The organism is Micromonospora arida, assembly GCF_042873195.1.
Taxonomy (GTDB): Bacteria; Actinomycetota; Actinomycetes; order Mycobacteriales; family Micromonosporaceae; genus Micromonospora; species Micromonospora arida.
Map to the genome: position 1 here is coordinate 569,469 of NZ_JBIALC010000003.1, position 25,856 is coordinate 595,324.

The window sequence follows — 25,856 nt, forward strand, 5'->3', positions numbered from 1 at the left end:
TTCCTCTGCTTTAGCGGCGGCGGCCGGCCCGGCCGCCCTGGGCGGGTCGCCCGGGCACGGCGTGAACGCCCTGCGCCTGCTGGTTCTCCCGCTCGGCGTCCCAGCGGGCGTACGCGTCGACGATCTCCCCGACCAGCTGGTGGCGGACCACGTCAGAGCTGGACAACTGGGAGAAGTGCACGTCATCGACGTTTTCCAGGATCTCCCGAACCACCCGCAGGCCGCTGCTCGTCCCGCCGGGAAGGTCCACCTGGGTGATGTCACCGGTCACGACGATCTTGGAGTTGAAGCCGAGTCGGGTGAGGAACATCTTCATCTGCTCGGGCGTCGTGTTCTGCGCCTCGTCCAGGATGATGAACGCGTCGTTGAGCGTCCGACCCCGCATGTAGGCGAGGGGGGCGACCTCGATCGTGCCGGCGGCCATCAGCTTCGGGATGGTCTCCGGGTCGAGCATGTCGTGCAGCGCGTCGTAGAGCGGACGCAGGTACGGGTCGATCTTCTCGTTGAGCGTGCCGGGCAGGAAGCCCAGTCGCTCGCCCGCCTCGACCGCCGGCCGGGTGAGGATGATCCGGTTGACCTGCTTGGCCTGCAACGCCTGGACGGCCTTCGCCATCGCCAGGTAGGTCTTTCCGGTGCCGGCCGGACCGATGCCGAAGACGATGGTGTGGGTGTCGATCGCGTCGACGTACTTCTTCTGCCCGAGCGTCTTGGGGCGGATGGTGCGCCCGCGCCGGGAGAGGATGTTGAGTGTCAGGACCTCGGCGGGCCGCTCGGCGCTGCCCTGCTCGAGCATGCCGACGGTACGCCGGACGGCGTCACTGGTCAGGGTCTCGCCTTTCTCGATGAGTTCGAGGAGCTCGCTGAAGACCCGCTCGGCGAGGGCGTTGTCCGCGGGGTCACCGGTGATGGTGATCTCGTTGCCGCGAACGTGCACGTCACTGTTGACCGAGCGTTCGACGAGCCTGAGGATCTCGTCGCCTGCGCCGAGCAGATTGACCATGATCTTCGGGTCGGGCACGGTGATCCTGGTCTGCACCCGGGGCGGGCCGGGAGGTGGGGTGCCGGTCATAGGTTGGGCCGAAGGGCCCTGCGCACCTGCTCTCGATCTCGGCGCCGGCCTGCTGGCTGGCGTGCGGACGTTACACCCATCGTATCGGTTCAACGCGGGGCGCATCGCGCCCATTTCCGCTGGCCGCGATCAACTCCCGGCCCGGAAGTCGTACCGGTCGAAGGTCTCCTGGTGGCGGGTGAACCGGTACGTCGCCCAGTGCATCCGGACCACCGCGCCGGCCTCGTCCCGGGTCAGCCGCAGCAGCTCACCGACCTCCCGACCGGAGACCACCCGGAACACGTCCGGCTGGTCCGGCAGCGGGGTGAAGATCGCCGGTGGGCGTCCGGTCGGGTCACCGACCCCGCGCGCCCGCAGGGTGCCGTCGTGCCAGGAGAAGACGTACTCGGAGCCCTCGCCCCACCAGCGGCCGAGCGCACCCCGCAGGGCCGCCGGCGCGGGTGCGCCGGGTCGCCAGGGCTCGATCTCGGCCGGGTCGTGCTCGACCGCCGCGGCGAGCAGCCGGTGCGACAGGTCGAACAGTTCGGTCGCTGTGCCGGACGAGCCGAGCACAGCGGCGCCCATCGCGCCGGGCGTACCGTCACCGCCACGGCGGCCGTACGCCCCGGCGAGGAACCCGGGCATCGCCCCGTCGTGCCCCACGTGCATCACCCGCTCCCCCTGCGGGATGAGGATCAGCCCGAGCCCGAAGCCCGCGCCCCAGAGCGTCTCGTCGGTGGTGGTCAGCGGCCAGCGCATCTCGTCCAGGGTGGCCGGGGCGAGGACCGCGCCGGCCGGGTCCAGCGCCGCCGGGTCGGCCAGGAACGCCGCCCAGCGGGCCATGTCGGTCGCGGTGCTCCAGAGCTGCGCGGCCGGGCCGACGGCGCCGAAGTCGGTCGGCGGTTCCGGGTGCGCCTCGTCGGAGTACGCGTCGACCAGGAACCCGGTGGCCGCCGCCGGCCGTGGGGTCACCGTGGTGTCGGTCAGCTCCAGCGGCGTCAGGATCCGCTCGGTGAGCGCCTGCGCCCAGCTGCCGCCCCGGAGTCGGGCGACGAGTTGGCCGAGTACGGCCACGCCCAGGTTGGAGTAGTGGAACCGCCGGCCGGTCGGCAGCACCCGCTCGGCCCGGTCCAACTCGGCGACCAGTTGGTCGTCGTCCGGTGCGCGCAGGCTGTCCCACACATCGCCGAACGGCTCGCGTTGCAGGCCACCGGTATGCGACAGCAACCGGCGTACGGTCAGCTCGCCGTGCGCCGGAAGGTCCAGGTGCCGGCCCACCGGGTCGTCCAGGTCCAGCAGCCCGTCGTCGCGGCACTGCAGGACCAGCACCGCGGTGAACGTCTTGGTGATCGAGCCGATCCGGAACTGGGTGCCCGCGCCCAGAGGGCTGTCGGTGCCGGTCTCGCCGACGGTGCGGCTCCAGAGCGGTCGGTCGGCCCGGTGCAGCGCCGCCGACACAGCGGGCACCCGGGCCTCGGCCTGCACCCGCCGGACCAACCGGTCCAGGTGCTCGTTGCCACGACCGTCCGGCGCGGGAGCGCGCTCGCTCACGCCAGGTCCCGGGCGAGCATCGGGCCGAGAGGCGCACCGCCGAGCAGGTGCGCGTGCGCGTGGAAGACCTCCTGGCCGCCGTACGCGCCGGTGTTGAACATCAGCCGGAAACCATCGCCGAGCAGCCCCTCGTCCTCGGCCACGGCGGCGGACGTCGCCAGCACGTCGGCGGCCAGCGCCGGGTCACCCTGGGCGAGCGTGGCGACGTCGGCGTAGTGCTCCTTCGGAATGACCAGGACGTGCACCGGCGCCTTCGGGTCGATGTCGCGGAAGGCGAGCGTGGTGTCGGTCTCCCGGACCACGGTGGCCGGGATCTCCCCGGCGACGATGCGGCAGAACAGGCAGTCGGATCCCATCGGGGCAGTGTAAGGACTCACGGGCCTGGGGCGCTCCGGCGCCGGGTGCGCCGCAGGCCCGTTCGCAGGGAAGGTACGGCTGAGGCAGGATGGCCGGCATGACGGATCGGGCGGTACTCGTGACCGGGGCCTCGCGTGGGATCGGCCGCGCGGTGGCGAAGGCGTTCGCAGCCGGCGGCGACCGGGTGGCCATCCACCACCGCGACTCCGCCGACGCGGCCGAGGAACTACGCGCGCAGCTACCGGGCACCGGGCACGTGGTGGTCCGCGCCGACCTCACCGATCCGGACGCGGTCCGGGTCATGGTCGACCGGGCCGCCGAACTGCTCGGCGGGCTGGACGTGCTGGTCAACAACGCCGGGACGTACGGCGACCGGGACGACCCGCACCCGATCTTCGGCGCCTCGTACGAGGAGTGGCAGCAGCGGTGGCGGCAGGTGCTGGAGACCAACCTGACCGGCGCCGGCAACGTCATCTGGTGTGCCGCCCAGCACATGCGCGAACGCGGTGGGCGGATCGTGAACGTCTCGTCCCGTGGCGCGTTCCGTGGCGAGCCGCACCAGCCGGCGTACGGCGCCAGCAAGGCGGGGCTGAACGCGCTGGGCCAGTCCCTCGCCGTGGCGCTCGCGCCGTACGGCATCGCGGTCGCCACCGTCGCGCCGGGCTTCGTGGCGACCGACATGGTCACCGAGTACCTGCGCGGTGAGGAGGGCGTGGCCATCCGGGCGCAGAGCCCGTTCGACCGGGTGGGCAAACCGGAGGAGATCGCCGCCGCCGTGCACTGGCTGGCCTCGCCGCAGGCCGAGTGGGCCTCCGGCACGATCATCGACCTCAACGGCGCCTCCTACCTGCGCAGTTGAGGTCGACGCCGGCGGCAGATCACCTGGCCAGGGAGGTGGTTGGCGGTTCGTGGGCGGGTAAGTCTCACCGACATGGCCGACTCCGCGCTGCTGGACCTCACCGCCGACTACCGGGTGGCCGATGGCCACGACGACGACCCTGTCCTGCTCCGCCCCGACGGCACCCCCGTCGACACCTGGCGTGAGGACTACCCGTACGACGAGCGACTGGACCGCGAGGAGTACGACCGTGACAAGCGGCTGCTCCAGATCGAGCTGCTGAAGCTCCAAGACTGGATCAAGGAGTCCGGCGAGCGTTTGGTGATCCTCTTCGAGGGCCGGGACGCCGCCGGCAAGGGCGGCACCATCAAGCGCTTCATGGAGCACCTCAACCCGCGTGGCGCGTCGGTGGTGGCGCTCGCCAAGCCGGACGAGCGGGAAGCCGCCCAGTGGTACTTCCAGCGGTGGCTGGCACACCTGCCGGCGGCCGGCGAGATCGTGCTGTTCGACCGTTCCTGGTACAACCGGGCCGGCGTGGAGCGGGTGATGGGATTCTGCAGCCGTAAGGAGTACCTGGAGTTCCTGCGGCAGGCCCCGGAGCTGGAACGGATGCTGGTGCGCTCGGGCATCCGGCTGGTCAAGTTCTGGTTCTCCGTCTCCCAGAACGAGCAGCGCACCCGGTTCGCGATCCGTCAGGTCGACCCGGTCCGGCAGTGGAAGCTGTCCCCGATGGACATCGCCTCACTCGACCGGTGGGACGAATACACCGAGGCCAAGGAGGCGATGTTCTTCTGGACCGACACGGCCGACGCGCCGTGGACGGTGGTGAAGAGCAACGACAAGAAGCGGGCCCGGCTCGAGGCGATACGACACGTGCTGCACCGCTTCGACTACACCGGCAAGGACCCCGAGGTGGTCGGCACACCGGACCCGCAGATCATCGGAAACGCTGGGCTGGACCTGGGGCCGGAGGAGGAGGTCGTACCGGTGTTCCCGAGGCCCTGAACGATCACCAGCGGCCGAGGCGGGTGGCGAGCACGCTGAGGGCCGCCACCCCGGCAGTGGAGGTGCGCAGGACGGCCGGCCCGAGGCGTACGGGTCGCCCGCCGGCCTCGGCGAAGGCGGTCAACTCGGCCGGGGCGATGCCACCTTCCGGGCCGATCACCAGCACGATCTCGCCGGTGGAGGGCAGCTCGGCGGTGGTGAGCCGGTCGTCGGCCTCCTCGTGCAGCACGAACCCGACGGCGGCACCGGCGATCCGGCGGGCAACGGTGGCGGTGGACTCGTCCGGCGCACCGGCCACCACCGGCAGCCACGGCCGGCGGGCCTGCTTGGCCGCCTCCCGGGCGGTGGCCACCCACTTCTCCCGGGCGCGTACGCCCCGGTCGCCGCGCCACTGGGTCACCGAACGCGAGGCCGCCCAGGGCACGATCTCGTCCACCCCGACCTCGGTCATCGCCTGCACGGCCAGCTCACCCCGGTCGCCCTTGGCGATGCCCTGCACGGTCACCAGCCGGGGTACGGGCGCGTCCGCGTACCCCCGGGAGGTGATGGTGACCTCCAGGCTGCCCCGGCCGACGGCGGTGACCACGGCGGCGGCCGTGCCGCCCCGACCGTCGGCGAGCAGCAGCTCCTCGCCGACGCGCAACCGCTGCACGGTGGCGGCGTGGTGCCCCTCCGGGCCGTCCAGGGTCAGCGCGTCGCCGGTGGGCAGCGCATCGACCAGGAAAAGCGGTGCGGACACCTCAGGCGTGCCCGTTGAACGCGTCGCGCATCCGGGAGAAGAAGCCGCCCTGCTTGGACAGCTCGGCGACCTCCTCACCACGGGTCTTGGCGAAGTCGCGCAGCATCTTCTCCTGGTCCGGGTCGAGCTTGGTGGGCGTCCGCACGTCCAGGTGGACGTAGAGGTCGCCTCGGCCGGTGCCGCGCAGGTGCGGCACGCCCCGGGCGCGCAGTCGCAGCGTGCTGGCCGGCTGGGTGCCGGCCTTGACGTCGACGGTCTCCTCGCTGTCCAGCGTCTTGATGGTCAGCCGGGTGCCCAGCGCCGCCGCCGTCATCGGCACGGTGACCCGGCAGTGCAGGTCGTCGCCCTTGCGGGAGTACACGTCGTGCGGGCGTTCGTGGATCTCCACGTAGAGGTCACCGGCGGTGCCACCGCCGGGGCCCACCTCGCCCTGCTGGGCCAGCCGGATCCGCATGCCGTCCTCGACGCCGGCCGGGATCTTGACGGTCAGCGAACGGCGGGTCCGCACCCGGCCGTCGCCGGCGCAGGTGGGGCAGGGGTGCGGGATGGTGGTGCCGTAGCCCTGGCACACGGTGCACGGCCGGGCGGAGACCACCTGGCCGAGGAAGGTGCGCTGCACCGACTGCACCTCGCCCCGACCGCCGCACGCCTCGCAGGTCGCCAGGTGCGTGCCGGCGGCCGTGCCGGCCCCGGAGCAGGTGGTGCAGAGCACCGCGGTGTCGACGGTGATCGGGGCCTCCACACCGAAGGCCGTCTCGTGCAGGTCGAGTTCGAGCCGCAGGATCGCGTCGGCGCCCGGCCGGGTACGCGGCCGTGGGCCACGGGCGCCACCTCCGGCACCGCCGAAGAACGCGTCCATGATGTCCTGGAAACCGACGAACGGGCCGGCGCCTCCGGGGCCACCCGGGCCGCCGGCACCGCCGCCACCCGGGGCGAGCGGGTCGCCACCCAGGTCGACGATCTGCCGCTTCCGGTCGTCCGAGAGGACCTCGTACGCGGCGTTGATGTCCTTGAACTTCTCCTGAGCCTCCGGGTCCGGATTGACGTCCGGGTGGAACTGGCGTGCCAGCTTGCGGTAGGCGCGCTTGATCTCGTCATCGGAGGCTTCCCGGCTCACACCGAGAATGCCGTAGTAGTCCCTGGCCACTGCGTTCCGTGTCCTCATGTTCGTCTCGCGTTGCGCCGGTCGGCGGCCGCAGCCGGCCGCATCGGCCCTGACCAATCAGTTCTGGGCCAGCAACTCGCCCACGTAGCGTGCCACGGCGCGCACCGTGGCGATGTTGCCGGGGTAGTCCATCCGGGTGGGCCCCAGCACCCCCAGGCCGCCCACGATGGTGGTGCCCGGGCCGTACCCGGTGCTGACCACCGAGGCGGCGCGCAGGTTGTCGAACTCGTTCTCGTCGCCGATCAGCACCCGGGTCGTGCTCGGCTCGGTCTCACCGATGAGCTTGAGCAGCACGACCTCCTCCTCCAGGGCTTCGAGGATCGGCCGCAGGGAGCCCTGGAAGTCGAGCAGGCCGCCCCGGGTGAGGTTCGCGGTGCCGGCGAGCGCGATCCGCTCCTCGTGCCGTTCGACAAGCGTCTCCAGCAGGACGGTGGCGAGCGTGGTCATGGTCGGACGCAGGCCGGTCGGCGCTTCCTCGACCAGCGCCTGCACCAGCGGCGGCGTCTCGGACAGCCGGGCGTTGGCGAGCTTCTCGTTGATCAGTCGGCGCAGGTCGGTGACGTCGTCGGCGGGCACCGGCCCGGGCAGCTCCACGAGTCGCTGCTCCACCCGCCCGGTGTCGGCGATCATGACGAGCATCAGTCGGGTGGTGGAGATCGGCACCAGCTCCAGGTGACGCACCGAGGAGCGGGCCAGGCTCGGGTACTGCACGACGGCGACCTGCCGGGTCAGCTGGGCGAGCAACCGCACCGTGCGGTGCACCACGTCGTCGAGGTCGACCGCGCCGACCAGGAAGCGCTCGATGGCCCGGCGCTCGGCCGGGCTGAGCGGCTTGACCCGGGACAACCGGTCGACGAAGAGGCGGTAGCCGCGGTCGGTGGGCACCCGGCCGGCACTGGTGTGCGGCTGCCGGATGTAGCCCTCCTCCTCCAGCACGGCCATGTCGTTGCGGACCGTGGCCGGGGAGACCCCGAGCTGGTGTCGCTCGACCAGCGCCTTGCTGCCGACCGGCTCCTGGGTGGAGACGTAGTCTTCGACGATGGCGCGGAGCACGGCGAGTTTACGGTCGTCGAGACCCATCCTCCGCACCTCCTGTCGCACGTCGGCCGCCGGCGCTCTGGGCCGGCCGGGCCGTCCTGGCACTCGACTGTAACGAGTGCCAGTCTACGTCGGCGGGCCCGCCGACGCGATGATCAACGGCCACCCGTCGGTGCGGTCCACGCCACCTGCGTTGGGCCGATCGGCCCACACTGCCAGGCGGTGTCGCTCTGGTGCGGCGTTGCCACGGGCCCCTACCGTGACATCCATGACTGAACCTCCTCGCCCTCCCGGGTCGGGCGACCCCGGCAACTACCCGCCGGAGCCCACCTCCCCAGGCCCGTCCCCGTCGGCCGAGCCGCCCACCGCACCACTGTCCGGGGCGCCCGGGCCGGCCGGCTATCCCCCGCCCGGTGGCTATCCGCCGCCCACCGGTGACCAACCGCCGTCAGGCGGCTACCCTCCGGCAGGCGGTTACCCCCCACCCGGGGGCTATCCCCCGCCCGGCGGCTACCCGGCCGGCGGTGCCTACGGCGGCCCCGGCGGCGGCTACGCCAACAACGAGGACAAGACCTGGGCCCTGGTCGCGCACTTCGGCGGGGCCCTCGGCGCGCTGGTCAGCTTCGGTCCGCTGGGCTTCGTCGCCCCGCTGATCGCCTACCTGGCCCGCGGCCAGCAGTCGCCGACCGTCCGGGCGCACGCCCTGGCCGCCCTGAACTTCCAGATCCTCTGGTCGATCATCGCGTTCGTGCTGCTCTTCGTGAGCTGGTGCCTGCTCTTCCTGCCCAGCATCGCCGTCGTGGTGATCCAGATCCTGTTCGGGATCATCGCCGGCATCAAGGCCAACGAGGGCACCCCGTACCGCTACCCGATGACGGCCAACTTCATCAAGTGAACCGGGCCGGCCGCTCCCCCGGCCGGTCCGGAACACCGCTGCCCCGGTTCCGGGGCGGCGGTGTCCTCAGGGCAGCAGGTCGCGGACGACCGCGTCGGCGAGCAGCCGCCCGCGCACTGTGAGCACCGCCCGGCCGGCGGCGTACTCGTCGGCGGCCAGCAGGCCGCCGGCCAGCGCCCGCTCGGCGCCGGCCCGGCCGGTGGCGTCGAGCACCCCCAGCGGGAGGCCGCTGGCCAGCCGCAGCCGGAGCATCACGTCCTCCATGTGCGCCTCGTCGACAGTGAGCACCTCCCGGGCCAGGCCGGGAGACTCCCCGGCGGCCAACCGCTTGGCGTACGCCGAGGGGTGCTTCACGTTCCACCAGCGCACCCCACCGACGTGGCTGTGCGCCCCCGGCCCCAGCCCCCACCAGTCCGCGCCGGTCCAGTAGAGCAGGTTGTGCCGGCAGCGAGCCTCCTCGGTGCGGGCCCAGTTGGAGACCTCGTACCAGGAGAGCCCGGCCGCGTCGAGCGCGGCCTCCGCGGCCAGGTAGCGGTCCGCGGCCACGTCGTCACTGGGGTACGCCAGCTCGCCACGCCGCATCCGGGCGGCGAGCCTGGTGCCGTCCTCGACGATCAGGGCGTACGCGCTGACGTGGTCCACCCCGGCGGCGACGACCTGCTCCAGTGAGGCGGCGAAGTCCTCGGCCCGCTCCCCCGGGGTGCCGTAGATCAGGTCCAGGTTGACGTGCTCGAACCCGGCGTCGCGCGCCTCCAGGGCGGCGGCGGTGGCCCGGCCGGCGCTGTGTTTGCGGTCCAGGATCGCTAGCACCCCCGGGGAGGCGGACTGCATGCCCAGCGAGATCCGGGTGTAGCCGGCGGCCCGCAGCAGCTTCAACGATTCCGGGGTGACCGACTCGGGGTTGGCCTCGGTGGTCACCTCGGCGTCGGCGGCCAGCCCCCAGGTGCGGTCGATGCCGTCGAGGATGCGGGCCAGGTCGTCGGCGGGGAGCAGGGTCGGGGTGCCGCCGCCGACGAAGACGGTGTCGACCCGGGGCGGCGGGGTGTCGCCGAGCACCCGGGCGGCGAGCGTCAGCTCGGCCAGCACGGTGTCGGCGTACCCCTCGCGGCTGGCACCGCCGCCCAGTTCGGCGGCGGTGTAGGTGTTGAAGTCGCAGTATCCGCAGCGGCTGGCGCAGAACGGCACGTGCACGTACACGCCGAAGCCGCGCGCGCCGACCGCCGCGGTGGCGGTGGCGGGCAACGATCCGTCGACGGGGACGGTCTCACCATCTGGAAGGACGCCGGGCATGGCCACTAGTGTGCCCGGCATGACCTCTCCCGACGTCCTCGTGCGGGTCGCCACGGCCCGCGGGGTGACCACCCTCACCCTGGACAGCCCGCACAACCGCAACGCGCTCTCCACGGCGCTGATGACCCAACTGCTGACGGGGCTGGCCGACGCCGTCGCCGACGAGGCGGTTCGGATGATCGTGCTCGACCACACCGGCCCGGTCTTCTGCTCCGGCGCGGACCTGAAGGAGACCGCGGCGGCGTACGCCAGCGGGACGGTGCCAGCCGGAATGCTGGGTGACGTGCTCGCGGCGCTCTGGGAGTGCCCGAAGCCGGTGCTGGCCCGGGTCGGCGGGCCGGCGCGGGCCGGTGGGCTGGGCCTGATCGCGGCCGCCGACCTGGCGGTCTGCGCCGACGAGGCGACCTTCGCGTTCACCGAGGTACGCATCGGAGTGATCCCGGCGGTGATCTCGGCGACCGTGCTGCCCCGGCTGCACCCCCGCGCCGCCGCCGAGCTGTACCTGACCGGGGACACCTTCGACGGTCGCCGGGCCGCCGAGATCGGCCTGGTGACGGCCTCGGTCCCGGCGGACGGGTTGGACGACGCGGTACGGGGCTACTGCGACTCGCTGGTGCGCGGCGCGCCCGGGGCGCTGGCCGGCGCGAAGGAGTTGCTGCGCCGACCGGGTACCGCCGAGTTGCGCGCCGAACTGGCTCGCCTCTCCGCCGTCTCGACCGGCTACTTCCTCTCCGACGAGGGGCGCGAGGGGGTCATGGCCTTCCGGGAGAAGCGATCGGCTCCATGGGTGCCCGCTCTGGACGGCGGTTCCGCTGATCATGCCGGGTAGGACCGAGGGCGCCGCCTTTGGTCGGTGGCGCCCTCGGTTCGGTCGGGTCACCAGGCGGTCGCGCCGCCGTCGACCGGGTAGTTCGCCCCGGTGATGTACGACGCCCGGTCGGACGCGAGGAAGACCACCAGCTCGACGACCTCCTCGGGGCGCGCGAAGCGCTTGAGGAGCGTCTTGGCGGTGATGGCGTCCCGGGCCTCCTGGTTGTCACCGAGGTCGCGTTCGCTGGCCGGGGTGAGGGTGGGCCCGGGGCTGACCGCCACCGCGCGGATGCCGTGGGGCGCTCCTTCGAGGGCGAGCTGTCGCGTCATGCCGATGATGCCGGCGTTCGCGGCGGTGTGACCGACCATCGGCGGGACGTGGCCACCGATCATCCCGGCCATGGAGGCGGCGCTGATGATGACACCGCCACCGCGCCGGACCAGGTGCGGCCAGGCGTACTTCGACACGAAGTACGGAATGTCGAGTTCTCCGGTGATGGTGTAGCGCCAGTCCTGCACGGAGAAGTCGGGCATCGGGCCGAAGCGGAGCGCGGCTGCGTTGTTGTAGACGACGTCGAGCCCGCCGTAGGCGGCCGCGGCGTCGTCGACGAGCTTGCGTACCTGCTCGGGGTCGGTGAGGTCGACCGGCGCGATGCCGGTCATCTCGCCGCCGGCACGACGGACGAGTTCGACAGTCTCGTCGTTACCGGCGACCTGGAGGTCGGCCCCGACGACCTTCGCGCCTTCGCGGGCGAAGGTCAGCGCCGCGACGCGGCCCAGACCACCGCCGGTGCCGGTGATCAGCACGACCTTGCCATCGAGCGTTCCCATGGAACTCCTCCTCGTTCGTCGACCACGCGCCCGGGTACGGGAGGTAGGTCGGATTGACATGTCAACCGGGTAAGTCCTTGACCGATCAATCGCTTCCCGTTATCGGTTACCCTGTGACGCTCACGACAGCCCTGCACCGGGGCGGGCGACGAAAACGACGTGGCAGGTGAGATCGCGACCGGAGCGGGAACGTCGCCAACCGGTACGCGACAGCGGAGCGGACCCCGAACCGGTCGGAGTCGGCCAGGCTGGGCCCGAACCACTCGGACGACCCGCGGAGGGCCTGCGGGGACGTACGCTTGTCAGACTGTCGATCTGGGGGTGTGGGTGCGAACTCGGGCAACCGTGGCGGGTGGAGTGGTGCTCATCCTCGTCGCCGTGATCGCAATCTGGCTCGTCGTACGGCAGGTGGGCGACAACCTCACGTTGCCGCTGGTGGCACGGAAGTGCACAGTGCAGGCCGACGGACGGGTCGCCCTGGACGCGGACCAGATGGCCAACGCGGCGACCATCGCCGCGATCGGCGCGAAGCGTGGAATGCCCGAGCGGGCCGTTGTGGTCGCGCTCGCCACCGCGTACCAGGAGTCCGGGCTGCGCAATCTCGCCGACGGCGACCGCGACTCGGTCGGCCTGTTCCAGCAGCGGCCAAGCCAGGGCTGGGGCACTCCGACGCAGATCCGCGACCCGCGCTACGCGGCCAACCGGTTCTACGCGGCCCTCAAGAAGGTGCGCGGCTGGGAGGAGATGCGGGTCACCGATGCCGCCCAGCGGGTGCAGCGCTCGGCGTTCCCCGAGGCGTACCAGAAGTGGGCCGACGACTCCGAGGTGCTCAGCCGGGCCCTGCTCGGCGACGCGAGCGGCGCTGTCGCCTGCTCGGTGGGGCGCACCCCGGTGATGCACGGCGCGGCGGCGGCCGCACAACTGACCCGCAACCTGGTGCTGGACTGGGGGCTCAAGGGCACCGACCCGACCGACCAGACCGGGTTGGCGGTGACTCCGGGCGACCAGCGCGACGGCTGGCGGTACGCGCACTGGCTGGTCTCGCACGCCCAGGACCACGGCGTGAAGCGGGTCCGCTTCGGCGACCTGGAGTGGACCGCCCGCGACGGCTCGTGGGGCCGGGTGGACGGCGGGCAGAACCCCGCCGGCCAGGTGGTCGCCGAAGTGTTCAACGAGGGTTGACCGACCCGGATCTCTTAACCGGCAGTCACCGCACAATCGGGCAATAGGCACGGAATCGCATTATTGATCGCTGAGATCTCACTCTGTGCGTTTCTTCCGCTGCGTGGGGTCCCGCCATGGCCCAATACCGCGCCACGCCCTCCCCGGTGCCTGGGCCACCGCGTTACGATCGGCGGCCTGTGCCAGAAAAGGTTTCACCTCATGGGGAGGGGTACGACGCGGTGTTCGATTACGGCGACCGGACCGGTTACGAACCGATCAGCGACACTGACCGCAAGGAGTTCCACGAGCAGGGTTTCCTCCTGCTGCGCAACGTCCTGACGGAGGACCACCGGGCGGCGCTGGAGGCGGCGGTCGACCGCGTCTACGCGGAGGAGCAGGCCAAGGGCACCACCAAGAAGGACGGCACCCTGCACCTGCTGGGCTTCCTGGAGCGCGACGAGCTCTTCGGTGAGCTGCTGACCCACCCGATCGCCTTCCCGTACATGTGGGGGCTGGCCGGCTGGAACATCTACACCCACCACAACCACCTGGACGTCACCCCGCCGGCCGCCGAGCCGGAGAAGCCGTACTGGGGTTGGCACCAGGACGGGTACCGGCAGAACTCCGACCCGGAGACGATGGACCCGAACCTGCCTCGGCCGATGTTCTCGCTGAAGGTCGCGTACGTGCTGTCGGATCTCTCCGAGACCGGCCGCGGCGCCACCAAGGTCATCCCGGGCAGCCACCTGAAGAACTCGCTGCCCCGGCCTGCGGACCTCACCGTGCAGAACCCCGACCCGGAGGGCACGGTGGAGATCACCGCCAACCCGGGCGACGCCTTCATCTTCGACCGCCGGCAGTGGCACTCGCGGTCGACGAACCTGTCGACCATCACCCGCAAGATGCTCTTCGTCGGCTACACCTACCGGTGGATCCGTCCGCTGGACGAGCTGCACCCCGACGTGAACGGCGAGTGGTACCGCAACCGCACCCCCGTGCAGCGCCAGCTGATCGGTGAGGGCACCCACACCGCCAACTACTGGGGCATCAACTGGGACGGGTACGTCGACGACGAGATCCCGCTCCGCAAGGAGCTCAAGGAGCGCGGCCTGCTCGACCGCAACATCCCCTGGCTCCGCTGATCCACTGCTCGTAGGACGGCCCTCTGCCGACGCTCAGCGTTGGCAGGGGGCCGTCTCACGTCCGCGGACCGACCGCTCGGGCCCAGCCCGTTCCCGACACCGGAGACCGCACTGTCGGTAGCGTGGCGGGTGCGCAGGTCGGGGCGCGGCGCCCAGGGCGTGCGGTGGCACAGGAGGCAGCGCAGTGACATCCGCTCCGCTCCCCCGGATCCTCCGCCGCCGCGGCGAGCCGGAATACCCGACCTTCCTGGAACTCTTCTTCGATCTCGTCTACATCTTCATGTTCTCCCGGCTCGCAGCCAGCCTGGCCGAGGACCTCACCGTCCGGGGCGCGGCGCAGACCGCCGTCCTGCTGCTGGCCGCCTGGTGGGTCTGGGTGCTGACCGCGTGGCTCACCGACCTGTTCAACCCTCGGCTGCCGATCATCCAGGCGACCACCCTGCTGGTCATGCTCGGCACCCTGCTGATGGCGATCGCGACTCCGTACGCCTTCGGTCGGTACGGGTGGCTCTTCGTCGCGGCCTACTTCGCCATTCACCTGGTCCGCGACGCCGTCCTGATCCCCGGCACCCGCGTGAACCGGCCGATTCAGGCCAGGAGCATCCGGGTGTTCTTCTGGTTCGGCGTCACCGTGACGCCCTGGGTGGCCGGGGTGTTCGCGGACGAGACCGCCCGACTGGCGCTCTGGTCTCTCGCGGTGGCGGTCGACCTCGGCTCGGCCCGGGTCGGATGGCCGACGCCGAGGCTGGGGCGTACCGAGCTTGCCAGCCAGATCTTCACCGGAGTGCACCTCTCCGAGCGGCACCGGGCGATCTTCATCGTCGCGCTCGGCGAGTTGATCCTGAGCACCGGCACGGGGCTGGCCGGGAGCGGATTCACGGCCGGCGCGGTGGCCACCAGCGCGGTCGCGTTCGTCAGCGCGGTACTGCTGTTCCAGCTCTACTTCCAGCGGGTCCAACGGATCCTGGCGCCACCGAGCGTCGCAACTGTGGAACGGGTCCGCTCCGGCACCTCCACCTCGTACAGCCATCTGGTCATGGTGGCCGGGGTGGTGCTGGTCTCGACCAGCACCTCGCTGGTCATCGACCGGCCGTTCGGTCGCGCACCGGTCGAGCTGACGGTCGCCACCCTCGGCGGACCGGTCCTGTTCCTGCTCGGCAGCGTCCTGTTCGATGCCGTGGTGACCGGCCGGACCCTCTGGTCCCGGGTGCTGGCGATCGTGGTGTTGTGTGCCCTGGTGGCACCCGCCACCCTCCTGTTCCCGCCCCTGGCCGCCCTGATACTGGCGAACCTGGTCCTGCTGGTCACCCTGGTCGGGGAAGGGCTGGCCGCGCGCAGACGCCTGGTCGGGGCCGCCGTGCCATCGCCATGAAGGGCCGTCGGCGGCCGTCGTGGAGAGTCACCGCAGCATCGGTGGTGCCGGCGTACGCGTGTGTCGCCGGGTGCTCACCAGGTTCGCCACGGCGATCAGGAGCAGCACCGCCATGGCGAGCAGGGCGACCAGCATCGGCGGTAGCAAGGGCGTGGCCGGTGCCAGGCCCGCCAGCAGCACCAGCCCGGCCAACCGGGACCGCGAGATCCGCCCGAACACGGTGAAGTCGAGGACGCCCCGGCCGACCAGGTACAACGCGGGTCCGCCGAGGATCACCGCGGCCCACGAGGGCGGGGTCTCGCCCAACGGGCGGCTCACCACGAGCCGGCTGGTGACCGCCGCGCCGACGATTCCGGCCACCATGATCAGATGGGTGACCGCGGCGGACTGGGTGAGCAGCGCCGGGTTGGACGACCGGGCGATCGCGTCGGTCAGCAGCTCACCGGCGCGGTAGATGTAGATCCGCCACATCAACACGATGGTGGTGAACACCACGAGAAGCGCCCAGGCTCGCTCCAGGGTGTACTCGCTCATGCTGAAGGTCGTTCCGGTCACGAAGATCGAGACACCGAGCGCGATGATGACGAACTGCCGGTAACGCTCGGCAACCCGCCCGCCGACCAGCCGCCAGTCACGCGGTCGTGAGCGGCCGATCCCGGGCACCGGCCAGCCCAACGCCGCCGCTCCATACTCGACGACGACAGCGAGCACCCAGATCGCCAGCTGCCCCGAACCGCCGACGAGCGCCCCACCGATCCAGCCGATGCCCGCGACGGCCTCCCAGATCAGGATCCGGATGCTGCGACGCGGCGGCCTCCTGTGCGAGACGACCAGCATGTAGTAGGCCGCGGTACTGAGGTGGATGACCACGTACGTCGTGGCGAAGGGCAGCCGGCGATCGCCGTACGCGTCGGCCGCGAGCGCGGCCAACAGCAGGCTGGCCGCCGCCACCCAGATGAACTGCCCCTGCCCGGCCGGGCGGGTCAGGTCGACGCTGTCCGCCGTCCACACGGTCAGCGCCCAGATCATCGTGAACCCGAGCAGCAGCACCAGCGTCTCGACGACGCCCGTCCAGGTCAGGTCGTCGGCCAGGACCGTCGCCAAGGTGACCAGCGCGAAGACGTAGACGAGGTCGAAGAAGAGCTCCAGGAACGCCGGACGCTCCAGCCCCGGAGTGGGTGGTGACGCCGCCGCGGCACCGCCGTCCGTCGTCATCGACATCGCGCTCCACCCGGTCCCCGCTGCACGCCCCCCGTGGGGACAATACGGGCAAGTCCGTCCCTGGGCCCGTCATCGGGGTTCTTCCGGGTCGGATCCGCCGAGCCTGCCGGTGCTCGTCGCGGCGTCGCGGCGGATGCCGTCGCGGCCGGTCAGCCTCGGGCGGCGAGGCGTCGGCGGGCCTTCTCCCGGATCGGCTCCGGCAGGTCCTCGGCGTCGAGCAACCGCGGCAACAACTCCGGCTCCAGGCTGGTCGCCCGGAACACCTCGCCGATGGTGACACCGTGCGCCGGCCGGTCCACCACCTCGACCGGGTCGCCCGCGCCGACCTCCCCCTCGCGCAGCACCCGCAGGTAGGCCCCGGGCGATGCCCGGACGGTGAACCGCTTGATCAGATCCGGTACGCCCCAGAACCCGGCGAAGGTGGTGCAGGGGGTGCGCGGCTTGGTGACCTGAAGCAGGGCGGAGCCGACCTGCCACTGCTCGCCGATCACCGCGCCCGTCACGTCGACCGCGTAGGTGGTCAGGTTCTCGCCGAAGCCGCCGGGCGGTATGGCGCGGCCCAGTTCGGCCACCCACCAGGCAGCGTCCTCCTCCGCGTAGGTGTAGACCGCCTGGTCCGGGCCACCGTGATGGGCCCGCTCGCCGATGAAGTCGCCTGCCAGGCCGCTGGTGAGCAGCGAAACCGGGCCGTCGACCGGCCGCTTGTCGATGCCACTGCGACCGCTCGCGTCGCCGGCCCACCCAGCCTCGGTCACGATGCCGAGGTTCACCGCTGCCACCCTGCCCGTCATGACCGCCAGCCTAGTGGCGGTCCACAGCGCCGACCGCCCTCGCGGCGCGGGGCCAGCATCGGCGCCGGCCCTAGCGGCGCGGTTCAGCGTCGGCGCCAGCCCTCGCGGCGCGGGGGTCAGCCCTTGACGGCGCCGGCCACCAGGCCGGAGACCATCCGACGCTGCACCAGCAGGAAGAAGATGATGACCGGCAGGGTGAACAGGGTGGACGCGGCCATCACCGGCCCCCAGTTGGTGTCGTCCCGACCGAAGAAGAAGGTCATCGCCACCGGCAGCGTGTAGCTGCCCTGGTCGTTGATGAACGTCAACGCGAAGATCAGCTCGTTCCACGCCGTGATGAAGGAGAAGATGCTGGTGGCCACCAGGCCGGGCGCTACCAGCGGGAAGAGCACCCGGCGGAAGATCTGGGCCCGGCTGGCCCCGTCGATCGCCGCCGCCTCCTCCAACTCCTTCGGCACCGCGGCGACGAAGCCGCGCAGCATCCAGACCGCGAACGGCAGCGAGAAACCGAGGTACGTGAGGATCAGGCTGGGCAGGGTGTTGTAGAGCCCGAGCCGCTGGATCATCAGGAACAGCGGGATGACCAACGCCTCCAGCGGGATCATCTGCACCACCAGCAGCATGATCAGGAAGCTGGTCCGCAGCTTGAAGCGGAACCGGGCCACCGCGGTCGCGGCGAGCAACGCCACCAGACCGCTGAGCACCACAGTGGAGACGGCTACCAGCGCGCTGTTGAGGAAGAAGTCGAGGAAACTGACGCCGGGGATCAGGTTGCCGGTCAGGATCTCCCGATAGTGCGCCAACGTCGGATGGGTCGGCACCGGCTGCGGGGTGGCCGAGAAGATCTCGCTGCTCGGCTTCAGCGAGGTGGAGATCATCCAGTAGACCGGAAACGCCGCGAAGAGCGCGACCAGCAGCCCGGCGCCGTTGAGGGCGATTTTCTTCACGACTCGTCCTCCTGCCTGAGCACCATCCGTACGTAGAAGCCGGTGACCACGAGCAGGATCAGCGTGAGGATCACCGCGATGGCCGCGCCGAGCCCGTACTTGGGCGGCGGAGAGAAGGCTTCGGCGTACGAGTAGATGGCGAGCATGAACGTCGGCCGGTCCTGGGTGCCGCCGGCCAGCACGAACTGCTGGGTGAAGACCTTGAAGTCCCAGATCGTGGAGAGCACGATCAGGATCCCGAAGACCGGGCGCAGCAACGGGAAGGTGATCTTCCAGAAGACCCGCCACGGGCTGGCGCCGTCCACCCGGGCCGCCTCGTGCAGCTCACTCGGCACGCTCTTGAGACCGGCCAGCACGCTCACCGCGATGAACGGGAACGAGTGCCAGACCACCACCAGGGTGAGGATGGCGAAGAAGAGCAGCGGAGAGTTGAACCAGCCGTAGCCGGTCCAGTCGCTGCGCCCGAACAGGCTGTTCGAGAGCCCGTCCGGCAACGCGTTGAACAGCCACGTGACCAGGCCACTCGTATCGTCGAAGATCCACTTCCAGACGATGGTGCCGGTCAGCGCCGGCGTGGCCCAGGCGAGCATCACGCAGCTGGCCACGAACGTCGCCATCTTGCGACCGAGCCGGTTGAGCAGCAGCCCCACCAGGGTGCCGAGCACCATGGTGAGCAGCACGTTGGCCGCGGCGAACAGAACCGTGTTGCGCAGCACGGTCAGGAAGAACGGGTCGGACAGGATGTCGACGTAGTTGCCGAACCCCACCCACGGCCACTCCCGATCGCCGCGCAGCTGCCGGACGCTGTTCAGCCGGTAGAAGGACATCACCACCACCTGGCCGAGCGGCCAGAGCAGCAGCACCCCGATGATCAGCAGGGCGGGCAGGAGCAGCAGGTAGGGCAGGCGGTCCACCCGGCGACGCCGCCGCGCGGGGTTCTCCCGCGCGGCGGCCGTCTCCGGGCTTTTTGTCTGTAGGCTCACTTGCTGTTCAAAATGCTTTCCATCTCACCGGCCGCATCGGCGGTAGCCTTCTCGACCGTCTTCTGACCCTTCATGACCGAGCTGTTCATCGCCTGGGTCACCGTCTTCGTCCGGCTGACCTCCACCCACTTCGGGGTGAGCGGCGTGAGCTTGGTGTTCTGCATGGTGGTGGCGAACGCGGCCATCACCTTGTCGTTCGCGTACGCGTCACCCGAGACCAGGTCCTTGTAGACCGGGAAGAAGCCGAGGCTGCTCGCGAAGCTCTGCGCGTTCTTCTTGTTGAGCAGCACGGTCAGGTAGTCCCAGGCCAGGTCCTGCCGCTCGCTGTCCTTCCAGATCGCCACGTCCGAGCCGCCCGCGAAACCGGGCGCCGCCTTGCCGTCCGGGCCGGGGATCGGGAACGTACCCCAGACCTTCTCGATCTCGGGGTTGTCCTTCTTGATGGCACCCTGCTGCCAGCTGCCGGCGAAGGCCATCGCGGCCTTGCCGGTGGCGAACTGGGTACGCGCGTCGATCTCGTTCCAACCCGCCGCCGCCGGCGGGGCGACCTTGTGCACGGTCACCAGGTCGGTCCAGAACTTGACGGCCCGCTGCGCCTCGGGCGTGGTGTAGCCGGACTTCCAGGTGCCGCCCTGGTTGCTGGCGATCTCCCCGCCCGCGCCCCAGAGGAAGGAGTAGAAGGGCAGCTCGGAGTTGCCGGGAAGGGCGATGCCGTAGGTGCCCTTCTTCTTCGCCTGCACGGCCTTGGCCACCGTGACCAGCTCGTCCCAGCTCTTCGGGGGCTGCACGCCGGCCTCGGCGAACCAGTCGGTGCGGTAGTAGATCGCGCGCACACCGGCGTACCAGGGCACGCCGTACTGCTTGCCGTCGAGCTGGGCGTTGCGCACCAGGTCGGGCAGCAGATCCTTGCCGTCGGCCCAGCCGCCCATCCGACCACTCACGTCGGCGAGCGCCTCCTGGGCGGCCCAACCCTGAGTCTCGGTGTTGCCCAGCTCGGTGATGTCCGGCCCCTCACCGCCGGCGAGCGCCGCCTGGAACTTCTTGGGCGCCTCCAGCCAGGGGATGTACTGCACGACCACGTCGGTGTCGGGGTGCTTCTGGCGGAACTCGGCCTCGACCCCGTCGAGGAAGGAGTTCTGCGCGTCCCCGCCCTCGCCCATCATCCAGACCGTGAGCTTGCTGTCGTCAGCCGCATCGTCGCCGGAGCCTCCACAGCCGGTCAGCACCATCGCGGCCGAGGCCACCATGGCGGTGACCGGGGCCAGCCGCTTCCACCTGTTCACGCCACTTCTCCCCTCGCGCCGCCTGGAACTAACCTTCTCCGCCGCACCCTAGTACGGAGAATTCCTTTACGACAGTGGGCAGGACTGGCCGAAGCGTGGCGACCGTACCGCAGCGGCCCGACGACCGGCACTCCAACATCCGGCCAAAGTTGGGCCTTTCAGCACGAAAGAGCGCCCGGCTCTCGGCCGGGCGCTCTTTTCAGTCGTGCTGTCCTACCAGTGGTGCTGTGTCGCCAGATGATGCCGGGTCGTTATCGGGTGACGCTGCGGCGGCGACCCACGCCGGCCACCAGCGCGACAGCGATCGCGGCCACCACGACCTGCACCAGCAGCTCGGCCCAGTCGACACCGCTCGTCTCGGTCGCGATGCCGATGGCCCGCGCCAGGACGGTGCCCAGCAGGGCCGCGCCGATACCGATCAGCAGGTGCAGCCAGATCGGCATGTTCTGCCGGCCCGGGACGACCAGGCGGCCGAGCGCGCCGACGATGAGACCGACAACGATCGCAGTGATGATGCCCCACACGGTGAGCTCCACGGCCACCCTCCTTCAAAGAATGTCTGACACACGGTGCGTGTGCTTCCTGTCGTGACCGTTAATTGCCCTACCCATCGAAAATCCAAACCGACTTCGATCACCAAACGATCACGACTTGGCCGACAGGGACACGTTCCACCGCGGGCCACCGACCACCTGGCTACCCGGCCACCGGGCCACCTCGCCGCCCCGACCACCTCAGCCACTCCGAACGTCCGGGCGCCCCGGCCATCGGGCCACGTTCAACGCGAGGTCATCGAGGCCACCGCATCCGCCGAAGGCGGATGGCGTCTTCAACCGGAGCTGGGAGATCTTGGACAGTTTCCGTCATGCGCGAACGGAAACTGTCCAAGATCTCTCGGGGCATGGACAGGTCTCGGCCCGCACGCTGGGGACGATCGGGCGTAAGGCCGGCGCGACGAACCGACGCGGTCCGCAGCGGCGGGCGGAACGCCGATGGGCGCCCGACCTTTCGGCCGGGCGCCCATCCAGGTGTCGCAGTGGTACGAGTTGGTGCTGTGGTGTTATCGGGTCACGCGGCGGCGGCCACCCACGCCGGCCACCAGCGCGACAGCGATCGCGGCCACCACGACCTGCACCAGCAGCTCGCCCCAGTCGACACCGCTCGTCTCGGTCGCGATGCCGATGGCCCGCGCCAGGACGGTGCCCAGCAGCGCGGCGCCGATACCGATCAGCATGTGCAGCCAGATCGGCATGTTCTGCCGGCCCGGGACGACCAGCCGGCCGAGCGCGCCGACGATGAGACCGACAACGATCGCAGTGATGATGCCCCACACGGTGAACTCCACGGTCGCCCTCCTTCAAAAGAATGTCTGACACACGAGGTGTGTGCTTCCTGTCGTGACGGCTAAGTGCCCGACCCACCGAAAGCCCAAACCGACTCACCTCAATCGACAACGTCAGCAGTCGATGCTTCGGAGGTGCGTCGGTTGACGCGGGAGTACGTCCACACAGGTAGAGGCCCACTTCGTCGATCCATCGGCCCCACGACAGCGACCAGAAAATTTTCGGCACCCGGTGGCCACACTCCCCACATCGGCGCACGGGAGGCGCCCGGAAACGCGACGCGCCCGGGTGCGGATGGCACCCGGGCGCGTACGGTGGCGCGAACTACTTCTTGCCGGCGGCCTTGCCGTCGCCGGAGTCGGAGGAGAGGGCGGCGATGAAGGCCTCCTGCGGCACCTCGACCCGGCCGACCATCTTCATCCGCTTCTTGCCTTCCTTCTGCTTCTCCAGCAGCTTGCGCTTACGGCTGATGTCGCCGCCGTAGCACTTGGCGAGCACGTCCTTGCGGATCGCCCGGATGGTCTCCCGGGCGATGACCCGGCTGCCGATGGCCGCCTGGATCGGCACCTCGAACTGCTGGCGTGGGATCAGGGTGCGCAGCTTGGCGGCGATGGTGACGCCGTAGTTGTACGCCTTGTCCTTGTGCACGATGGCGCTGAACGCGTCCACCGGCTCGCCGTGCAGCAGGATGTCCACCTTCACCAGGTCGGACGCCTGCTCGGTGGTGGGCTCGTAGTCGAGCGAGGCGTAGCCCTTGGTACGGCTCTTCAACTGGTCGAAGAAGTCGTAGATGATCTCCGCGAGCGGCAGCGTGTAGCGCAGCTCCACCCGGTCGGCGGAGAGGTAGTCCATGCCGAGCAGATTGCCCCGTCGACCCTGGCAGAGCTCCATGACCGCGCCCACGTAGTCGTTGGGCGTCAACACGGTGGCCCGGACCACCGGCTCGTACACCTCGGCGATCTTGCCGGTGGGGTATTCGCTCGGGTTGGTGACGACGATCTCCTCGCCGTCGTCCGTGATCGCCCGGTAGACGACGTTGGGCGCGGTGGAGATCAGGTCGAGGTTGTACTCGCGCTCCAGCCGCTCCCGGATGATCTCCAGGTGGAGCAGGCCGAGGAAGCCGCAGCGGAAGCCGAAACCGAGCGCGCCGGAGGTCTCCGGCTCGTAGTCCAGGGCGGCGTCGTTGAGCTTGAGCTTGTCCAACGCCTCGCGCAGGTTCGGGTAGTCGGACCCGTCGATCGGGTAGAGGCCGGAGTAGACCATCGGCTTCGGGTCCTTGTAGCCACCCAACGCCTCGGCCGCCGGCCGGCTGTTGATGGTGACCGTGTCACCGACCCGGGACTGCCGGACGTCCTTCACACCGGTGATCAGGTAGCCGACCTCGCCGACGCCGAGCGCCTCGGCCTTGACCATCTCGGGTGAGATGACGCCGATCTCCAGCAGCTCGTGCACCGCACCGGTGGACATCATCTTGATCCGGTCGCGGGCGCTGATCCGGCCGTCGATGACCCGGACGTACGTGACGACGCCACGGTAGACGTCGTACACCGAGTCGAAGATCATCGCCCGGGCGGGCGCCACGGCGTCACCGACCGGTGGGATGAACTGCCGGACGATCTCGTCGAGCAGGTACGGAACGCCCTCGCCGGTCTTGCCGGAGACCCGGATGCAGTCCGCGGGGTCACCGCCGATCAGGTGGGCCAGCTCCTCGGCGTACTTCTCCGGCTGCGCGGCCGGCAGGTCGATCTTGTTGAGCACCGGGATGATGCGCAGGTCGTTCTCGAGGGCCAGGTAGAGGTTGGCCAGGGTCTGCGCCTCGATGCCCTGCGCGGCGTCGACCAGCAGCACGGCACCCTCGCAGGCGGCCAGCGACCGGGACACCTCGTAGGTGAAGTCCACGTGCCCCGGGGTGTCGATCATGTTGAGCACCGCGTGCTCACCAGCCCGCTCACCCTCGCGGATGGTCCACGGCATGCGGACGGCCTGGCTCTTGATGGTGATGCCGCGCTCGCGCTCGATGTCCATCCGGTCCAGGTACTGCGCGCGCATCTGCCGCGGGTCGACCACGCCGGTGAGCTGCAACATCCGGTCGGCCAGGGTCGACTTCCCGTGGTCGATGTGGGCGATGATGCCGAAGTTCCGGATGCGACCGGGGTCGGTGGCACCAGGGGCGTTCGCGCCGGGATCGAGCTTCGGTGGCACAGCGGTCCGTTCTGGTCGGCTGACGTGAACAGGCCGGCGCGCCGCCGACCCCCTCTATGTTCCCACGCCGCCGGGGTGCGCCCACTGCGCGGGCGATGGAACGGCCCGGAGACCCCTCACTCCATCGGCGGCTCGACGAAGAGCGCGGCCAGTCGGGGCAGCCGGCGACGCGCCTCGTCCTCGTCGTCGAAGTCCCAGAAGTCGTTGAGATCCGGCGTCCGCACCGGGTCGCGGTCCGCCGGCAACTCGGTCGCGGTGGCCTTGCGGTACGCGTCCCACGGCACCGAGAGCATCTGCTCGGCGGAGAACTCCTCGCCGCTGAGCGAGGCCGCCCGCACCTGGGGCAGTTCGGCCAGCGAGTCCGGTTCGGTGACCGCGCGGGCGAAGACGGCCCGACCCTGGGTCATCAGCCAGCCCCGGAAGTGTTCGAAGCCGTCGGCCGAGGCGCCACCGTTGATCAGGTACGCCGCACCCCACAGATCCGCCTTGTGCGAGGCGGCCAGCACCCGCGTCTGGTGCCGCGCGTACCCGATGATGTCCTCCGGGTCGCGCTGGGCGAGCAGCGCCACGGCCCGCGCGGCGACCGGGCCGGGCTCACCCCCGCCGCCGGCCCGCGCCTCGTCGATCAGCTGCCAGAAGTCCTCGGTCCTCATGGCTTGGCAGTCTGGCAGTGTCGCCGTGCGTCGCGCCTCATGGCTTGGCAGTCTGGCAGTGTCGCCGTGCGTCGCGCACGTACCCCGGGGCAGCATGGTGGGATGTCCCCTCCCCTGCTGCCGCCGGTGCCGTACCACGCGAGTGCCCTGCGCCCGTCGTGGCCGGCGTTACCGGCGGCGCTGCGGGCCGCGGTCGCCGAACGGCTCGGCGCGCCGGTGGTCACCGCCCGGGTCGCGGGCGCGGGCTTCACCCGCGGGTTCGCCGCCGTGCTCGACACCGCCGACGGTGGTCGGGCCTTCGTCAAGGCCGCACCCGCCGCCGAGCAACCGCATCTGGTCGACTGGTACGCCCGAGAGGCCGCGATCCTCGACCGGCTGCCGGTCGACCTGCCGGCGCCCCGCCCCCGGTGGACCCTCTCCGCCGCCGGCTGGTTCGTGCTCTGCACCGACGCCGTCGACGGGCACACCCCGCACCTGCCCTGGGTACCCGCCGAGTTGGACGCCACCCTCGCCGGGTACGCGCAGGTCGTCGCCGCCCTGGCCGACCCGCCGGCCGAGCTGACCTCGCTCGGCCTGCCGCACCTGGCCGACCTGGCCCGGTCGGACATCCTCTGGTGGGAGGAGGTCGCCGCCGGTCGGGAGCCGACCCCACCACTGCCCGCGCCGCTGCTGGGCCGGCTGCCCGAGCTGGTGGAGTTGGAGTCCCTCCTCCCGCGGTATGCAGCCGGCGCGACCGGCCTGATCCACGGCGACCTGCGGGTCGACAACGTGCTGATCGACTCGGACGGCCGAGCCTGGTTCTGCGACTGGACCTGGGTCTGCTCCGGGCCGGCCTGGTTCGACCTGGCCGGCCTGCTGCTCACCGCGTACGCCAGCGGGCTGGACGCGGACCGGCTCTTCGCCACGCACCCGGCCACCGCCGGCGCGCCCTCGGACGCGCTGGACGCGACCCTGGCCGCGTTGGCCGGCTACTACCTCACCGGCGCTGCGGCGGCACCGCCGACGGCCTCGCCGCACCTGCCCGCCCACCAGCGGTGGAGCGGCGAGCAGTCGCTCGACTGGCTGGCCCGCCGCCAGGGCTGGCGGTGACGCGGACCGGCCTGGCGCTGCGGCGGACCGGCCTGCCGCCGGGCTGGCGGTGAGCCGCCGCCGTGTCCGCTGGCGTAAACTGGTCTCCGACGGGCCGGG

The 25,856-nt window shown here is 70.8% G+C and carries 25 protein-coding genes; 8 read left to right on the top strand and 17 right to left on the bottom strand.

Translation table 11 applies throughout. The annotated features are described in order from the left end of the window. Positions 1-10 precede the first annotated feature (10 nt). The 3 genes from ACFYP0_RS13875 to ACFYP0_RS13885 all read right to left on the bottom strand — a co-directional run bounded on the left by ACFYP0_RS13875 (position 11) and on the right by ACFYP0_RS13885 (position 2,955). Positions 11-1,069 carry a PhoH family protein gene (locus tag ACFYP0_RS13875; RefSeq protein WP_124861046.1) on the bottom strand — a complete coding sequence of 353 codons (1,059 nt, stop codon included), beginning with the start codon at positions 1,067-1,069 and terminating at the stop codon, positions 11-13. A 129-nt stretch (positions 1,070-1,198) separates the two neighbouring features. Further along, entirely contained in the window at positions 1,199-2,599 is a 1,401-nt protein-coding gene (locus ACFYP0_RS13880) for a serine hydrolase domain-containing protein (protein ID WP_386995954.1), read from the bottom strand. Then, positions 2,596-2,955 (bottom strand): histidine triad nucleotide-binding protein, encoded by a 360-nt coding sequence (locus tag ACFYP0_RS13885; RefSeq protein ID WP_282257130.1) that lies wholly within the window; start codon positions 2,953-2,955, stop codon positions 2,596-2,598. Before ACFYP0_RS13885 ends, ACFYP0_RS13880 begins: the two co-directional genes overlap by 4 nt. Before the next feature lie 98 nt (positions 2,956-3,053). Here ACFYP0_RS13885 and ACFYP0_RS13890 point away from each other — a divergent pair, with 98 nt between their 5' ends. Both ACFYP0_RS13890 and ppk2 read left to right on the top strand, forming a co-directional pair. After that, positions 3,054-3,815, top strand: coding sequence for an SDR family NAD(P)-dependent oxidoreductase (locus tag ACFYP0_RS13890; protein ID WP_386995957.1), 762 nt, complete (start codon positions 3,054-3,056; stop codon positions 3,813-3,815). Positions 3,816-3,887: 72 nt separating this feature from the next. Next, entirely contained in the window at positions 3,888-4,799 is a 912-nt protein-coding gene (gene ppk2 / locus ACFYP0_RS13895; protein ID WP_386995960.1) for a polyphosphate kinase 2, read from the top strand. 4 nt (positions 4,800-4,803) lie between these two features. On the opposite strand, the gene ACFYP0_RS13900 is transcribed toward ppk2, so the two are convergent. The 3 genes from ACFYP0_RS13900 to hrcA form a co-directional block, all read right to left on the bottom strand. Then, entirely contained in the window at positions 4,804-5,538 is a 735-nt protein-coding gene (locus ACFYP0_RS13900; protein ID WP_386995962.1) for a 16S rRNA (uracil(1498)-N(3))-methyltransferase, read from the bottom strand. A gap of 1 nt (position 5,539) precedes the next feature. Beyond that, the gene (dnaJ, locus tag ACFYP0_RS13905) at positions 5,540-6,685 is read right to left on the bottom strand and encodes a molecular chaperone DnaJ (RefSeq protein ID WP_181518639.1); all 1,146 of its coding nucleotides are present in this window, start codon (positions 6,683-6,685) and stop codon (positions 5,540-5,542) included. Between the two features lie 75 nt (positions 6,686-6,760). Continuing rightward, positions 6,761-7,783: a heat-inducible transcriptional repressor HrcA gene (gene hrcA / locus ACFYP0_RS13910; protein WP_091409786.1), complete on the bottom strand. Its 1,023-nt coding sequence runs from the start codon at positions 7,781-7,783 to the stop codon at positions 6,761-6,763. 226 nt (positions 7,784-8,009) lie between these two features. On the opposite strand from hrcA, the gene ACFYP0_RS13915 reads away from it, so the two are divergent. Next, positions 8,010-8,636, top strand: a complete 627-nt coding sequence (locus tag ACFYP0_RS13915; RefSeq protein ID WP_145792539.1) for a DUF4870 domain-containing protein — start codon at positions 8,010-8,012, stop codon at positions 8,634-8,636. A 66-nt stretch (positions 8,637-8,702) separates the two neighbouring features. On the opposite strand, the gene hemW is transcribed toward ACFYP0_RS13915, so the two are convergent. Continuing rightward, positions 8,703-9,926, bottom strand: coding sequence for a radical SAM family heme chaperone HemW (gene hemW, locus ACFYP0_RS13920; RefSeq protein WP_386996041.1), 1,224 nt, complete (start codon positions 9,924-9,926; stop codon positions 8,703-8,705). Positions 9,927-9,945: 19 nt separating this feature from the next. Between hemW and ACFYP0_RS13925 the strand changes: the two genes are divergently transcribed. Next, positions 9,946-10,755, top strand: a complete 810-nt coding sequence (locus ACFYP0_RS13925) for an enoyl-CoA hydratase-related protein (protein WP_386995965.1) — start codon at positions 9,946-9,948, stop codon at positions 10,753-10,755. 47 nt (positions 10,756-10,802) lie between these two features. Here ACFYP0_RS13925 and ACFYP0_RS13930 read toward each other — a convergent pair whose 3' ends face one another. Then, on the bottom strand, positions 10,803-11,567 hold the full coding sequence (locus ACFYP0_RS13930) for an SDR family NAD(P)-dependent oxidoreductase (RefSeq protein WP_124856729.1): 765 nt from the start codon (positions 11,565-11,567) through the stop codon (positions 10,803-10,805). Between the two features lie 321 nt (positions 11,568-11,888). Between ACFYP0_RS13930 and ACFYP0_RS13935 the strand changes: the two genes are divergently transcribed. From ACFYP0_RS13935 to ACFYP0_RS13945, 3 genes are all read left to right on the top strand, one after another. Continuing rightward, positions 11,889-12,749 carry a hypothetical protein gene (locus ACFYP0_RS13935; protein ID WP_386995968.1) on the top strand — a complete coding sequence of 287 codons (861 nt, stop codon included), beginning with the start codon at positions 11,889-11,891 and terminating at the stop codon, positions 12,747-12,749. Positions 12,750-12,970: 221 nt separating this feature from the next. Beyond that, on the top strand, positions 12,971-13,873 hold the full coding sequence (locus ACFYP0_RS13940) for a phytanoyl-CoA dioxygenase family protein (RefSeq protein ID WP_091409805.1): 903 nt from the start codon (positions 12,971-12,973) through the stop codon (positions 13,871-13,873). Positions 13,874-14,057: 184 nt separating this feature from the next. After that, positions 14,058-15,245, top strand: coding sequence for a low temperature requirement protein A (locus ACFYP0_RS13945; RefSeq protein ID WP_357010247.1), 1,188 nt, complete (start codon positions 14,058-14,060; stop codon positions 15,243-15,245). A gap of 27 nt (positions 15,246-15,272) precedes the next feature. Here the strand turns inward: ACFYP0_RS13945 and ACFYP0_RS13950 are convergent, their stop codons facing one another. From ACFYP0_RS13950 to ACFYP0_RS13990, 9 genes are all read right to left on the bottom strand, one after another. Beyond that, positions 15,273-16,466 (bottom strand): low temperature requirement protein A, encoded by a 1,194-nt coding sequence (locus ACFYP0_RS13950; RefSeq protein ID WP_386995971.1) that lies wholly within the window; start codon positions 16,464-16,466, stop codon positions 15,273-15,275. A 149-nt stretch (positions 16,467-16,615) separates the two neighbouring features. After that, positions 16,616-17,257 (bottom strand): MOSC domain-containing protein, encoded by a 642-nt coding sequence (locus ACFYP0_RS13955; RefSeq protein WP_356979859.1) that lies wholly within the window; start codon positions 17,255-17,257, stop codon positions 16,616-16,618. 116 nt (positions 17,258-17,373) lie between these two features. Continuing rightward, complete coding sequence (locus ACFYP0_RS13960; RefSeq protein ID WP_112620147.1) at positions 17,374-18,204, bottom strand: carbohydrate ABC transporter permease; 831 nt, start codon at positions 18,202-18,204, stop codon at positions 17,374-17,376. Further along, the gene (locus ACFYP0_RS13965) at positions 18,201-19,187 is read right to left on the bottom strand and encodes a carbohydrate ABC transporter permease (RefSeq protein ID WP_356979861.1); all 987 of its coding nucleotides are present in this window, start codon (positions 19,185-19,187) and stop codon (positions 18,201-18,203) included. Before ACFYP0_RS13965 ends, ACFYP0_RS13960 begins: the two co-directional genes overlap by 4 nt. After that, on the bottom strand, positions 19,184-20,470 hold the full coding sequence (locus ACFYP0_RS13970) for a sugar ABC transporter substrate-binding protein (RefSeq protein WP_356979863.1): 1,287 nt from the start codon (positions 20,468-20,470) through the stop codon (positions 19,184-19,186). Before ACFYP0_RS13970 ends, ACFYP0_RS13965 begins: the two co-directional genes overlap by 4 nt. Positions 20,471-20,721: 251 nt before the next feature. Beyond that, positions 20,722-21,006, bottom strand: a complete 285-nt coding sequence (locus ACFYP0_RS13975; RefSeq protein ID WP_356979865.1) for a GlsB/YeaQ/YmgE family stress response membrane protein — start codon at positions 21,004-21,006, stop codon at positions 20,722-20,724. Between the two features lie 524 nt (positions 21,007-21,530). After that, a complete protein-coding gene (locus tag ACFYP0_RS13980) occupies positions 21,531-21,815 on the bottom strand; it encodes a GlsB/YeaQ/YmgE family stress response membrane protein (protein WP_030336503.1) in 285 nt (94 codons plus the stop codon). Positions 21,816-22,137: 322 nt separating this feature from the next. Beyond that, positions 22,138-24,015, bottom strand: a complete 1,878-nt coding sequence (lepA, locus tag ACFYP0_RS13985; protein WP_356979867.1) for a translation elongation factor 4 — start codon at positions 24,013-24,015, stop codon at positions 22,138-22,140. 116 nt (positions 24,016-24,131) lie between these two features. Further along, entirely contained in the window at positions 24,132-24,668 is a 537-nt protein-coding gene (locus tag ACFYP0_RS13990) for a DUF4240 domain-containing protein (protein WP_355493990.1), read from the bottom strand. A 102-nt stretch (positions 24,669-24,770) separates the two neighbouring features. Here ACFYP0_RS13990 and ACFYP0_RS13995 point away from each other — a divergent pair, with 102 nt between their 5' ends. Beyond that, entirely contained in the window at positions 24,771-25,757 is a 987-nt protein-coding gene (locus ACFYP0_RS13995; RefSeq protein WP_356979870.1) for an aminoglycoside phosphotransferase family protein, read from the top strand. Positions 25,758-25,856: the final 99 nt, after the last annotated feature.